13 protein-coding genes are annotated in these 12,837 nt (G+C 69.1%); 5 read left to right on the top strand and 8 right to left on the bottom strand.

What is annotated here, in order from left to right; genetic code table 11:
- Nucleotides 1-47 precede the first annotated feature (47 nt).
- Nucleotides 48-1,703 (bottom strand): diguanylate cyclase CdgB, encoded by a 1,656-nt coding sequence (gene cdgB, locus ABZ887_RS29630; protein WP_361295541.1) that lies wholly within the window; start codon nucleotides 1,701-1,703, stop codon nucleotides 48-50.
- A 369-nt stretch (nucleotides 1,704-2,072) separates the two neighbouring features.
- On the opposite strand from cdgB, the gene ABZ887_RS29625 reads away from it, so the two are divergent.
- Complete coding sequence (locus ABZ887_RS29625) at nucleotides 2,073-2,591, top strand: flavin reductase family protein (RefSeq protein WP_361295538.1); 519 nt, start codon at nucleotides 2,073-2,075, stop codon at nucleotides 2,589-2,591.
- Nucleotides 2,592-2,787: 196 nt separating this feature from the next.
- On the opposite strand, the gene ABZ887_RS29620 is transcribed toward ABZ887_RS29625, so the two are convergent.
- From ABZ887_RS29620 to arfB, 5 genes are all read right to left on the bottom strand, one after another.
- Nucleotides 2,788-3,360, bottom strand: coding sequence for an ATP/GTP-binding protein (locus tag ABZ887_RS29620; RefSeq protein ID WP_361295855.1), 573 nt, complete (start codon nucleotides 3,358-3,360; stop codon nucleotides 2,788-2,790).
- A 43-nt stretch (nucleotides 3,361-3,403) separates the two neighbouring features.
- Nucleotides 3,404-3,805: a DUF742 domain-containing protein gene (locus tag ABZ887_RS29615; RefSeq protein ID WP_361295535.1), complete on the bottom strand. Its 402-nt coding sequence runs from the start codon at nucleotides 3,803-3,805 to the stop codon at nucleotides 3,404-3,406.
- Nucleotides 3,802-4,233, bottom strand: a complete 432-nt coding sequence (locus tag ABZ887_RS29610; protein ID WP_361295532.1) for a roadblock/LC7 domain-containing protein — start codon at nucleotides 4,231-4,233, stop codon at nucleotides 3,802-3,804. The genes ABZ887_RS29615 and ABZ887_RS29610 overlap by 4 nt, the downstream gene beginning before the upstream one ends.
- Nucleotides 4,230-6,704 carry a nitrate- and nitrite sensing domain-containing protein gene (locus tag ABZ887_RS29605; RefSeq protein WP_361295529.1) on the bottom strand — a complete coding sequence of 825 codons (2,475 nt, stop codon included), beginning with the start codon at nucleotides 6,702-6,704 and terminating at the stop codon, nucleotides 4,230-4,232. Before ABZ887_RS29605 ends, ABZ887_RS29610 begins: the two co-directional genes overlap by 4 nt.
- Before the next feature lie 662 nt (nucleotides 6,705-7,366).
- Nucleotides 7,367-7,795 (bottom strand): alternative ribosome rescue aminoacyl-tRNA hydrolase ArfB, encoded by a 429-nt coding sequence (gene arfB / locus ABZ887_RS29600; RefSeq protein WP_361295526.1) that lies wholly within the window; start codon nucleotides 7,793-7,795, stop codon nucleotides 7,367-7,369.
- A 206-nt stretch (nucleotides 7,796-8,001) separates the two neighbouring features.
- Here arfB and ABZ887_RS29595 point away from each other — a divergent pair, with 206 nt between their 5' ends.
- A complete protein-coding gene (locus ABZ887_RS29595; RefSeq protein ID WP_361295523.1) occupies nucleotides 8,002-9,201 on the top strand; it encodes an RNA-guided endonuclease TnpB family protein in 1,200 nt (399 codons plus the stop codon).
- Between the two features lie 119 nt (nucleotides 9,202-9,320).
- Entirely contained in the window at nucleotides 9,321-9,896 is a 576-nt protein-coding gene (locus ABZ887_RS29590; RefSeq protein ID WP_355709085.1) for a TerD family protein, read from the top strand.
- 64 nt (nucleotides 9,897-9,960) lie between these two features.
- Here the strand turns inward: ABZ887_RS29590 and ABZ887_RS29585 are convergent, their stop codons facing one another.
- Complete coding sequence (locus tag ABZ887_RS29585; protein WP_361295519.1) at nucleotides 9,961-10,242, bottom strand: DUF397 domain-containing protein; 282 nt, start codon at nucleotides 10,240-10,242, stop codon at nucleotides 9,961-9,963.
- Entirely contained in the window at nucleotides 10,239-11,096 is an 858-nt protein-coding gene (locus tag ABZ887_RS29580) for a helix-turn-helix transcriptional regulator (RefSeq protein ID WP_361295516.1), read from the bottom strand. The genes ABZ887_RS29585 and ABZ887_RS29580 overlap by 4 nt, the downstream gene beginning before the upstream one ends.
- Nucleotides 11,097-11,286: 190 nt before the next feature.
- On the opposite strand from ABZ887_RS29580, the gene ABZ887_RS29575 reads away from it, so the two are divergent.
- Nucleotides 11,287-11,661, top strand: a complete 375-nt coding sequence (locus tag ABZ887_RS29575) for an ATP-binding protein (protein ID WP_361295853.1) — start codon at nucleotides 11,287-11,289, stop codon at nucleotides 11,659-11,661.
- A 528-nt stretch (nucleotides 11,662-12,189) separates the two neighbouring features.
- A complete protein-coding gene (locus ABZ887_RS29570; protein ID WP_361295513.1) occupies nucleotides 12,190-12,774 on the top strand; it encodes a hypothetical protein in 585 nt (194 codons plus the stop codon).
- Nucleotides 12,775-12,837 lie beyond the last annotated feature (63 nt).

Here is a 12,837-nt window from a genome sequence, read left to right as displayed (position 1 = left end):
TGAGCCAAACGGGTGACTCGGATCGCATCCGCGCGATGACCTGGGGATCATCCGGCACGGCGATGTGCTTTGGGACGAGATCGTTTCTCCACGTACATCCGCTCGTCGGCGGATTTCAGGACTTCGTCGGCCGTCATGCCGCAGTGCGCCCATCCGATGCCGAAGCTGGCGCCCACCCGGACGGCCCGGCCCTCGGCGCGGATCGGCTGGATGATCTCGTTGCGCAGGCGTACGGCGAGGTCCTGGGCGTCGGCCTTGCCGAGCCCGTCGGCGAGGATCACGAACTCGTCGCCGCCGAGCCGGGCCACCGTGTCGCCGTCGCGCACGGCCCTGCCGAGGCGCCGGGCGACCTCGATGAGGACCGCGTCGCCCGCGTTGTGCCCGAACCGGTCGTTGATGGACTTGAAGCCGTCGAGGTCGCAGAAGAGCACCGCGAGCCCCTTGGCGCCGTCGTCGCGGCCCTCCTCGGGGGCGACGGTGTGCACGTGGTGGTCGTAGCCCTCGTAGGACGGCGTGACGCCCGCGAAGTCGAAGCCGTGGCCGTTGGCGTCGTAGGCGGGGTGGCCGTACGCCGCGTCCAGGGATTCCAGGGCGCCGCCGATGTCGGCGCGCCGGCAGAGCCGGGAGGAGAGGCGGGAGCGCAGCTCCGCCGAGTTCGGGAGGCCGGTGAGGGAGTCGTGGGAGGCGCGGTGGGCGAGCTGGAGCTCGCGGCGCTTGCGTTCCTCTATCTCCTCGACGTGGGTGAGGAGGAAGCGGGGGCCGTCGGCGGCGTCGGCGACGACGGAGTTGCGGAGCGAGACCCAGACGTAGGTGCCGTCGCGGCGGCCGAGGCGGAGCTCGGCGCGGCCGCCCTCCGCCGAGGTGCGGAGCAGGGTGCCGATGTCCTCGGGGTGGACCAGGTCGGAGAAGGAGTAGCGGCGCATCGCGGAGGCGGGACGGCCCAGGAGGCGGCACAGGGCGTCGTTGGTGCGCAGTATTCGGCCGTGCTGGTCGCCGCCCATCTCGGCTATCGCCATGCCGGAGGGGGCGTACTCGAAGGCCTGCCGGAAGCTCTCCTCGCTGGCGCGCAGGGCCTGCTGCTCGCGTTCCAGGCGGACCAGGGCGCGCTGCATGTTGGCGCGCAGCCGGGCGTTGCTGATCGCGATCGCGGCCTGGAAGGCGTACATCTGCAGGGCCTCGCGGCCCCAGGCGCCCGGGTGCCGGCCGTTGCGCGGGCGGTCGACGGAGATCACGCCGAGGAGCTCGCCGCAGGAGCTGCCCGATATGCCGGGCGTGTACATCGGGGCGAAGAGCCGGTCCGAGGGGTGCCACTCGTCCTCGAAGCGGGGCGCGGGGCCGTCGGTGTACCACTGCGGGACGTCGTCGTCGTCGAGGACCCAGCCCTCGGTGTGCGGTATGAAGACGAGGTCGCCCCAGTTCTCGCCCATGTTCAGCCGCCGGTCCCAGGACTCCCGGGAGCCGACGCGGCCTGTGATCAGGGCCTCGGCGGCGGAGTTGCCGGAGAAGGCGGCGACGACCAGGTCGCCCTCGGCGGGGCGTACCAGGTTGACGCAGGCCATCTCGTAACCGAGAGCGGTGATCACGCCGTCGGCGACGGTCTGCAGTGTGTCCGCCAGGCTGCGGGCCGTGTTCATGTCGGCCATGACCTGGTGCAGCTGTCGCAGGGACGCAAGACGGACGTAGGGCTCCGACTCGGTCTCCATGCTCGCCCTCCCCCCGAGACCTCGCAGCGAATCAAGGGTCTGCTTCGGCGCTACTTTTCCCCGCCACTGAATCACAGCGCGCTGCCCACTCGGTACACAGGGTCAACAATTCACCCCCCTTGTGACTCAAGTCACAGGAGAACGTGAACAATTGAGTGGAGTTTCTGCGTTTTACCTGTGTGCTTACTGAACACAGCCTTTGTGGGCGTGCGCACATGATGCACGTTACGGCCTTTCGCCCGCCCTTGGTCCTAGGACTCGGCTCGGGCCGAAGGCCGATGCGGTGGCGCCGGGTCCGACACTAGCGTTTCCGGCGTGCTGAAGACTCCCTCCCCCGCCGCCGCAGAAGCCACCGGGCATGCTGTGGGGGTGAGCAACGAAGCGTTCAAGGCCGCGCTGTCCCGGCTGGCCGCCGGTGTGGTCCTGGTGACCGCGCAGGAGCCGCCGCTGGACCCGGACGACCCGCTGGCGCCGGCCGGCGAGGACGTCGGCATGACCGCCACCGCGTTCATGTCGGTGTCGCTCGACCCGCCGTTGGTGCTGGTCAGCCTGCGTGAGGGCTCCCGGATGGACGACCTGCTCGACGAGCAGCCGCGCTGGGCGGTCTCCGTGCTCACCGAGAGCCAGCGGCACATCGCCGGCCGCTTCGCGATGAAGGGCCGCATCAGCGACCGCCTGCTCTTCGAGGACATCCCGTACGTCCGGGGCGAGGCCAGCGGCGCCCCGCTGGTCGGCGGTGCCCTCGCGACGCTGGAGTGCCACACCGAACAGCGGGTGCCGGCCGGCGACCACACCCTCGTCATCGGCCGCGTCCTCACCGCCGAACTGCCGAGCACGGAAGGCGGCCCGCTGATGTATTTCCGGGGTCGCTACCGACAGCTGGGATGAAACCGCGCGGTCCGTTTCGGAAATTCCGCGAGCGTTACCGAACGGCCGTTCCGGAGCACGCGGATGCCTTCTGCGCCCGCCTCGAAAAAATAACCGCCGCAAATCCGACGGAGACCGCGCGGTCGGCTTTCTGACGGCCTTTCGTCACGGCGTCGGCACGCGGCCGGCGAACCGGTCGGAGGACAGGCCGAGGTGCCTACACGGGCGTGGCGGGTCGGCCGGCCATCAAGTGGTCGACGAGCGCCAGCAGCACGTCGCGGCCGTCCCCACGGTCACGGGCGTCGCAGAGCACCAGCGGTACCTGGGGGTCGAGGGCGAGTGCCGCGCGGATCTCCTCCGCGGTCCGGTCGCGTATCCCGTGGAAGCAGTTGACGCCGACGACGAAGGGGATGCCGCGGCTCTCGAAGAAGTCGATCGAGGCGAAGCTCACCTCCAGTCGCCGGGTGTCGACCAGGACCACCGCGCCCATCGCCCCGTTGACCAGGTCGTTCCACATGAACCAGAACCGCTCCTGGCCGGGGGTGCCGAACAGGTAGACCACTAGGTCGTCGCTGATGGTGATCCGCCCGAAGTCCAGCGCGACGGTGGTGGTGAACTTGCCGTTCACCCCCTCCAGGTCGTCCACGCCGACGCTGGCCCGGGTCAGGTACTCCTCGGTGTGCAGCGGGGCGACCTCGCTCACCGCGCCGACCAGGGTCGTCTTCCCGACGCCGAACCCGCCGGCGATCAGGATCTTCACCGCCAGGGGAGCCGCCGGAGGAGTCGTCAGAGGAGCCGTCAGGGGAGCGGTGTCCGTAAGGCCCGCCATCTGGTCAGAGCTTCTTGCGTAGTCCATCTCTCACCGCCTCGAGGATGTTCATGTCGGGAAGGCCGCCGGCCCGGGTGAGCGGCTGCGGCGAACGGGCCCACAGATAACCGGAGTCGACCAGATCGCCGATGAGGATCTTGGTCAGCGACACCGGGAGGCCCAGCTTGGCGGCGACTTCCACCACGGCCTTGGACTCCCGGCAGAGCCCGAGGATCGTCCGGTGCTCCGGCTGCATCCTGCGCACCGCGAGCGCCGCCTGCGTGCTGACCTCGGGCAGCGTCGTCACCAGGGTGATCAGCGTCAGATCCGCCCGCTCGGGGGTGGTGCGCCCGCTGGTGATCGTGTAGGGACGGACCAGTTGCTCGTCGGCGTCATCGTCGTCGAACCCCTCAGTCCAGTGCTTCATCCGGCTCTCCCCGCGTCATCGGACGGCGGAGTACGCGCGTCGGTGCCCAGCCGCTGGCCGACCTGCTGGACCAGGGTGTGCATCGCGACGCTCATCAGCTCGGCGTCGACCTCCTGGGAGGCGGTCACCGCCAGGTGGGTGCCGCGGCCCGCGGAGATCACGAACAGCCAGAGGTCGGCCATCTCGACGATGACCTGGTGCACCGGGCCGCCGCCGAAGAGCTGCCCGGCCCCGCGGGCGAGGCTCTGCTGGCCGGTGGCGATCGCGGCGAGCCGCTCGGCGTCCGAGCGGTCGATGGTCCGCGAACGGCTCATCACCAGGCCGTCGTCCGACAGCACGATGGCGTGCCGAGTGCCCGTGACCTGGTCGACCAGACCGTCCAGAAGCCAGTCCAGATCCACGTCGGTGGCCGTCGTACGCTGCGTCATTCTCGATCATCCGTCCTAGGAGAGCCGGTCCGGTCGGACGAGGCGGGCCCTTCACCGCTGCCTTCGCCGCTGCCGTAGCCGCGGCCGCGGCCGATGTCGTGGCTGAGGCCGATGTCGTCGTAGCCGATGTCGTCGTAGCCGGTGGCGCCACCGCCGCTGTCACCGGTGCCGTCGTCCGAGTCGTCCGGGTCGCCCCCGCCGCGGGCAAGCCGGGACTGCCGGGACTGCCGCTGGAACGCGCCGATCGTGGCCCCGGACCGGCCGGGCCGGTCGGGGAACGCCCAGAGATCCGCCTCGTCCGGTTCCTCCAGCCCCGCCAGTTCCGCCTGGATCTGGAGTTCGGGCGCCAGGCTGGCCTGGCGGACCCGCTGGGGCAGCGGCCGCGCCGCGGACGGCACGGACGGCACGGACGGGGATGCCTCGTCCTCGTCCGCCGACCGGAGACCGGAGGCGGTGACGTTCGCCATCGCGTGTCCCTTGGCGCGGGTGGGCAACCGCCCGCCCTCGTACGGCGCCCGCGGACCGGCACCGGCGTCGTGCGGGTGCGTCCGTGGACCGGGCATGTGCGGCAGCCCCTCCGGGGGGAGCGCGACCGGCTGGGGCTCCGTGGCGGGCTGGTCCACCACCACCTGGTGCGGCAGCAGCACGACGACCCGGGTACCGCCGAAGGCGGACGGCCGCAGCTCCACCCGCAGGCCCAGGCCCGCCGACAGCCGGGCGACCACGTACAGGCCGAGCCGTACGTCGTCGGCCTGGGTCATCACGTCGAGCTGCGGCGGCGCCTCCATCAGGGCGTTGGCGGCGGCGTAGTCCTCGGGCTCCATGCCCAGGCCGCGGTCCTCGATCTCGACGGCGACGCCCCGGCCGACCCGCGCGGCCCGCACCTCGACCGGCGTCGGCGGCTTGGAGAAGGCGGCGGCGTTCTCCATCAGCTCCGCCAGGATGTGCACCAGCGTTCCCACCGCCCGCTCGGACACCCAGGGCTCGCCCTCGACGTCGATCGAGATCCGGCGGTAGTCCTGCACCTCGCCCTGCGCGGCACGCAGCACGTCGAGCAGCCGGACCGGCTTGCGCCAGCGGCGCTGCGGCTGGCCGCCGCCGAGGATGACCAGGTTCTCCTCGTAGCGGCGCAGCCGGGCGGTGAGGTGGTCCAGGTCGAACAGGCCCTCCAGCACCTCGGGATCCTCGTGCGTGCGCTCCAGCTCGTCCAGTTTGCGCAGCTGGAGGCCGATGAGGATCTGGGTGCGCCGGGCGATCCGCTGGAGCAGCCGCTCGAAGCCTCGGTGCTGTTCGGCCTGGCGCACCGCGGTGGCCACGGCGCTGCGGCTGGCCGCGTTCAGGGCCCGGCCGAGCTCGCCGAGCTCGTCGGGGGTGGGTTCGACCAGCCCGACCTCGCGGTCCACGTCGACGTTCTCGCCGCGCTCCAGCCGGGACACCACGTCGGGCAGCCGCTGCTGGAGTTCCACGGCTTCCTCGCGCAGGGCGTAGATGCGCCGGCGCAGGAGGACGGTGAGACGCCAGCTGGTGATGATGACCAGGACCACGGCGAGCAGGCCGACGGCGCTGACGACGACCAGGGTCCACTGGAGCCGGCTGACGTCGTCGGCGGAGACCTTGTCGAGGTGCGCGACCCGGACCTGGACCAGGTTCAGCAGCCGCGGGCGGTTGGCGTCCAGCGAGGTGCGCCACTGGGTGTGGATCCGGCCGAGCTCCAGCTCACCCTGCGAGTGGTGGGGGCCGGCGACGATGACCTGCTCCTCCAGGCTGTGCTGGGTCTCCCACGACGTGGTGGACGTCGCCTTCTTGTACGCGTCGAGTTCGGCGCCGGTGAGGCCGAGGGCGACCCGCTGGAGCAGGTACTCCTGAGTGCCGACGGCATCGACGAACACGTCGTACTCGTTGACCTTCAGATGCCCGGTCTGCCAGTCGCGGCCGAGCAGGGCGTCCTCGCGCCCGATCCGGTCGATGGCGCTGTAGAGGTCGACCAGGGTGTTCGCCAGCAGGGCCGCACCGGCGTTGCTCCGGCGGCCGAGCGCGGTGAAGACGTCGGTCAGCGAGTCGATGGTGCCGCTGTAGTAGTCGAACGCCGCCTTCTGGCCGGCCGACCCGGTGTCCACCGCCTTGCGCTGCGCGGCGAGCCGGTCGAGATCGCGCACGGTGCCGGACAGGGCCGTACCGAGTCCCTGCTGTCCGTGCGAGGTGCTCTGGTCCGCCGCCGGGCGGAAGCCGGTCACCGCCTTGTCGGTCGCCGCGCGTGCGGCGGCCAGCCTGCCGCGGGTGGTGGTGCCGGGGTCGGCCAGCGTCTCCGCGGTGAGCCGCCGCTCCTCGTCGAGGGACTGGAAGAGGACGGACGACGGCCGGCCCAACGAGGTGGCCAGGTCGCTCTGGGTCTTCTCCGCCTGCCAGCGGGTGGCCAGCTGGTACGTGCTCAGGCCCCACAGGGGCGCGAGCGCGAGGCTCGGTACGACCACGAGGATGATCAGAACGGTACGCAGGGGCAGTCGACCGGGGCTGCCGCCCGGCCCGACCGGCTGTGAGAGAAGGTCAGCTGACGCCGGCACAGCGTCCGATGGCTGGTTCTCGACGGCCACACTTCCGGCCCGTCTACCCCCAAACCTGCCAAATCCGGTCACCTTAGGGACACTCCCCCCACCGTTCGGTGCATCCATGAGGAAAAAATCGCCAAAGTCCGGCGACTGGTGGCAGATAGTAGCCACATTGCATGAAGCCCGTAAGCGTTTTGCCTTCACCCCACGGATCCGCCGGGTGGCGCAGCGAAGTCCTGGCCGACCGGTCCGGAACCCTCGTCCGACCGCGACTGCGAACGGCCGACGACGACCGGCAGCGACCGACAGGCCCGTGCTCGATGTGGCGATGCTCCGCCAGCTGCCCGTCCGGTTCTCCGGCCAGTCGTCGCCCTGGCGCCACGAACCAGCCACCTGGCAGGGTTTCACCAGCTCAGATGCGGTAAGTGAGGTGCCGGGGCCTCATCCGCCGTCGCGGGTCCGGCTTCCGGGAGCGCGCAGTCCGCGGGCGGGCTCGGCGACCTCGTGGCCGAACACCCACGAACAGAACCTCGTTCTCGACTGCGCATGCCGAAAGGAGGATCGGCCGCAAGGCCGCAGGGACGGCGTTACGACCAGTCGCGGCCGGTCCGCCCCCGCTTGGTGTCCGAGCGCTGCTTCTTCTCCCGCAGCCGGCGTTCGTTGATCCCGCGCGGAATGCGCGTCGGGCGGCGCGGCTTGGGCGGCGGCGCGGTGGCCTCCGCGAGAAGCGCGGCGAGGCGTACGGCGGCGGTCTCGCGATTGCGCCACTGCGAACGGTGCTCGGACGACCGTACGACGATCACGCCGTCGACGAGCCGCCCCGCCAGCCGCTCCAGCGCCCGCTCCTTCCACACCGGCGGCAGCGCCTCGGTGTTCGCGAGGTCGAAGCGGAGCTCCACCTGCGAGTCGCTGGTGTTGACGTGCTGCCCTCCCGGCCCGGACGACCGCGAGAAACGCCAGTGGAGCTCGGCCTCGGGGAGCGAGACGGAGCCGCGGATGACGTAAGGACCGGACATGCCCCCTATGGTCGCGCGGCTGACCGGCACACGTCACGCGAATATCGTTCATCACCCGCTGGGTAAAGAAAGTAAAGCCGGCCGGAACTTTCGACACCTCCGAGACGTCCATCCCAGCAGGGAGAATCTGGTTCACCTCCAGACGGAGCTCACCAATCCACCGAAACCACCTGCGCTTCACAAACTGATGGGCTAGCGTGTGAGCCATGCAGACCACCCAAGTGAAGCGGGCATTCAAGTACCGCTTCCGTCCGACCGATGTACAGGCAGCCGAGCTGTCACGTACGTTCGGTTGCGTCCGGAAGGTCTACAACCTCGCTCTAGCGGCACGCACTGAGGCGTGGGCGCTGCGGCAGGAGCGGGTGAACTACAACGCGACATCGGCGATGCTGACGGCATGGAAGAAGACAGAGGAGCTCGCTTACCTCAACGATGTCTCATCTGTGCCACTACAGCAGACCTTGCGTCATCTTCAGGCGCAGTTCGCGAACTTCTTCACGAAGCGGGCCAGGTTCCCCAGGTTCAAGTCGCGCAAGAAGTCCCGCAGATCCGCCGAGTACACCACCAGCGCCTTCCGCTTCCGCGATGGGCAGCTGACACTGGCGAAGATGGCGAAGCCGCTCGACATCGTGTGGTCCCGTCCCATGCCCAATGGCGCCACTCCGTCGATAGTCACCGTGTCGCAGGATGCCGCCGGACGCTGGTTCGTGTCCCTTCTGTGCGAAGACCCCGATGTAAGGCCGTTGCCCCCCGCTGAGGCAGCCGTCGGCGTGGACGCCGGTCTTGACCACTTGCTGACTCTGTCCACCGGGGAGAAGATCACCAATCCCCGACACGAGCGGCGCGACCGCGCTCGTCTCGCCACAGCGCAGCGGGAGCATGCCCGCAAGGCGAAGGGGTCGGCGAACCGGGAGAAGGCTCGGCGGAAGGTGGCCCGTATCCATGCCCGCGTCGCCGACCGACGGCGCGACAACCTGCACAAGCTCACCACTCGACTCGTTCGTGAAAACCAAACGATCGTGATCGAGGATCTCACCGTCCGGAACCTCCTCAGGAACGACAAACTCGCCCGCGCCATCAGTGACGCGGCTTGGAGCGAGTTCCGGAGCATGCTGGAGTACAAGGCAGCCTGGTACGGCCGCGAAGTGATCGCGGTCGACCGCTGGTTCCCATCCTCCAAACTGTGCTCGAATTGCGGAGCCCTGCAGTACAGGATGCCGCTGCACGTTCGTACCTGGACGTGTACCGACTGTGGCACCACTCATGACCGCGACGGAAACGCCGCGAAGAATCTTCTGGCCGCCGGGCTGGCGGTGTCGGCCTGTGGAGCCGGTGTAAGACCTCAACGGAGTTCTCCGGGCGGGCAGCCGGCGACGAAGCAGGAACCCCTACGACGCAAGTCGTAGGAATCCCCCTCCTTCGGGAGGAGGAAGAGGCCAAACGGGTAGCTGTAGCTTTTAGGTCAAGGGGCAGGAAAACCTGCCTCCAGTAACGCCGTATACCAACGAGGGAAGGACTCCCGACCATGGCTGTAAGCCTCTCCAAGGGTGGCAACGTCTCGCTCACCAAGGAGGCTCCGGGCCTGACCGCCGTCACCGTGGGCCTCGGCTGGGACGTCCGCACCACCACCGGCACGGACTTCGACCTCGACGCCTCGGCGATCGCGGTCAACACCCAGGGCAAGGTCTACTCCGACGCCCACTTCGTCTTCTTCAACAACAAGCAGACGCCGGACCAGACCATCGTCCACACCGGCGACAACCGCACCGGCGAGGGCGCGGGCGACGACGAGGCCATCAACGTCAACCTGGCCGGCCTGCCCGCCGACATCGACAAGATCGTCTTCCCGGTCTCGATCTACGACGCGGAGACCCGCTCGCAGAACTTCGGCCAGGTCCGCAACGCCTACATCCGCATCGTCAACCAGGCCGGCGGCGCCGAGATCGCCCGCTACGACCTCTCCGAGGACGCGGCGACGGAGACGGCGATGGTCTTCGGCGAGCTCTACCGCAACGGCGCGGAGTGGAAGTTCCGCGCGGTGGGCCAGGGCTACGCGTCCGGCCTGGTGGGTATCGCCCAGGACTTCGGCGTCAACGTCTGACACGCGCGGCACGCTGCGCTGTGCGGGAGCCCCTGGCGTGACGCCGGGGGCTCCTGGTTTTCGCTCAGTGAGCCGACGCGAACGGCACGAAGGCCGCCCAGGCAAAGGGGGCCAGGGCGAGCTGGGGGCCGGGGGTGGCGGGCGTGTACTTGGAGTCGCGGATGTGGATGGTGGTGGGGGTGGGGGCTATTTCTAGGCAGGATTCGCCGTCGTTGCCACTGCTGTAGGTGCTCTTGAACCAGCCGAGGGCCACTTCCACGCAGCTGTCGCCGTCAGGGCCGTCGCTGTAGCTGCTTTTGAACCACGCCAGGGCGGAGGGCTCCCCGGCCGAGTTCTTGCGGATCATGTTTCTCCCAGCAGTTGCTCGATGAAGGCCAGCGACTCTCGGGGCGTGAGTGCCTGAGCCCGGATGGTGCCATAGCGCAGCTCAAGGATCCGCAGCTCTTTGGGATCGGAAGTCAGCCGACCGCTGTACGCACCGTCGGAGCGGCCCACTGCTGAGCCATCCGGGAACTTCAGCACCTCGATCTTTCCGCTCAGGCCTGGATGGGCTTCAGCGTCCGTCGGCATCACCTGAAGGGTGACGTTCCGCAACTGGCCCACCTCCAGCAGACGTTCGAGTTGCTGTCGCCACACCATTGTGCCTCCGACCGGCCGACGCAGCGTCGCCTCCTCCTGGACGAAGCTGAGCGCTGGTGCAGGCGAGCGTTCGAAGATGGACGCTCGGGCCATACGGGCAGCTACCCGCCGCTCCGCCTCCTCCGGCGAATACGCCGGCTGCCACGCCTCGAACAAGGCCCTCGCATGCTCAGGTGTCTGCAACAGACCATGAAGACTGAGCCCGACGTACACCCCGATCTCCACCGCCTGCCCCTCCAACTTGGCAAGCTCCCGCACCTTCTTCGGATACCGGACCCTCTTCACGTCCTCCCAGGTCGCCGAGATCAGCCCGCCCGCGCCCAGGACCTCGTCCGCCCTGTTCAGGTACTCCTGCCGGGGGATCCGCTTGCCGCCCTCCACCTTGTAGACCATGTCCTCCCCGTAGCCGACCGCCTCCCCGAACTCGGCGGCCCGCATCCCCACCGCCTCCCGCCGCAGCTTCAGCTGCCGCCCCACCGTCGCGATGACCGCCACTCCCCAGTCGTCGTCCGGGTCGACCTCCCAGCCCGGCTCGGTCACCTCGCCGCCGTCCACGCTCATCCCGCACCCCTTCGTGCCGTACGCCCGTACCCGCGACCGCCCTACCCGTACGAACGCTCCCGACAGCCACGACAGCACCGGACAAGCGCCGGACAGTCACCGTACGCAAGGACTTCGTCACTGTTCACGGTATGCATGCCCGGCCACGCTGAGTGACGTGAACGATGAAATCTCCACCCCCGTCCGCAACATGAGCCTGCGGTTCTCGCCCACGCCGCGTGGCGCCCGCCTGGCCCGTCTGCTGGCCGTCGAACAACTGCGCGCCTGGGGGCTGCCGTTGGATCCGGCGAGGCAGATCGTGGCCGAGTTGGCGGCGAACGCGGCGACGCACGGACGGGTGTCGGGACGCGACTTCGGCCTTCTTCTCTACGTCGTGGGAGACACCCTGCGGATCGAGGTCACCGACACCCGAGGCGACCGCCTGCCGCACACCCTCCCGCTCGCAGCGGACGCCGAGTCGGGCCGGGGCCTGGTCCTCGTGGCGGCGCTCGCCGACAAGTGGGGCGTGGCACCGGGGCTGTCGCCGCGCAAGACGGTGTGGGCGGAGATCGGGGTGTCGCCGTAGCCCGGGAACGCGGGCTTCGGTCGCGAGGGACGTCACCCCCAAAAGAACGAAACGGGGAGAAAGAACCCCACCAAGCCCCACCCCTCCCGCCCGTCGCGCAGAGTCACTCCCGCGAGTGAATATGCCCAAGTGGGCTGGATTTGGGGAGGGTTGCGTGCCCTACGCTCGGCGCAACAACCGCAGAAAAACTTCGGCCCCCGCCGGGACGGCAATCCCAGTGCGAGGGCCTGACCACCTAGGAAGCCAAACCCTTCCCGATGGATACGAAAAACCCTAGCGCGCCCTCGTGCGCCAAGCCCCGTGTTGCCGCCAAGAAACACCCGAACCGGGGGACCGGCGGCGGGCTCATTCACGAGAACACCCGGATCCACAACTGCGACAGCTGCGACCGAGGCTTCCGCGCCCCGGCCCCCGGCCTCTGCCGCGACTGCCGAACGGATCTCCCGAAGGCCACCTGGCCGGCGCCCTACGGCATTTCGCGAGCCGACCAGACAGGATGAATCACCCTTTCGTCAGACAGGACCTCTCGTGCAGCCCTCATTCACCGCGAACGGTTTTCTCCCTCTGGGCCGGTACTTCGTCTCCTTCGACGATGCGGAGTCCATGCTGGTCAGCGCCCCCGAGTTCGAGGAATCCGCGACCCGCACAGAACTGTGGGACGGCCTGCACAAGTACCTCGACCCGTTCCTCACGCTGGAGGACACCTACGCCACTGCCCTCAACGGCATTCCTCTTGTCCACAGCCTGTGGCTGGGCGGCAGCTTTGTCAGCGCCAAAGCCGATCCCGCGAACATTGACGTGACCGTCCTGATCGACACACGGGCCGAGCGCACCGTACGCGGGAAGCCGGGCTCCAAGTGGCTGACCACGGCTTTCCAGAGCAGATCCAGGATGCGGCAGAAGTTCGGCGTCTCACCGCTTCGCATCGGGTACCAGCCCGTTGCCCGCATTTTCGAGCCGGAACGCTTCACACCGGACGAACGGACATACTTCACACAACGAGGTGTGCGGGACGACTGGTGGCAGCGCTGCAGGTTGCCCGGCACGGACGACCGCTCGCCATCCGAGGAAGGTGCCACCCCGGCACGCGGCTATCTGGAGGTGCGACTGTGACCGGCGACAGCTGGCGTGAGCGCAGGCGCGCGCTCCAGGGAGACGATCCTGCCGAAGCCCAAC

The sequence above is a fragment of the Streptomyces sp. NPDC047061 genome (genome assembly GCF_040643955.1).
Classification (GTDB): Bacteria; Actinomycetota; Actinomycetes; order Streptomycetales; family Streptomycetaceae; genus Streptomyces.
This window is presented reverse-complemented; position numbering and strand designations above follow the sequence as displayed.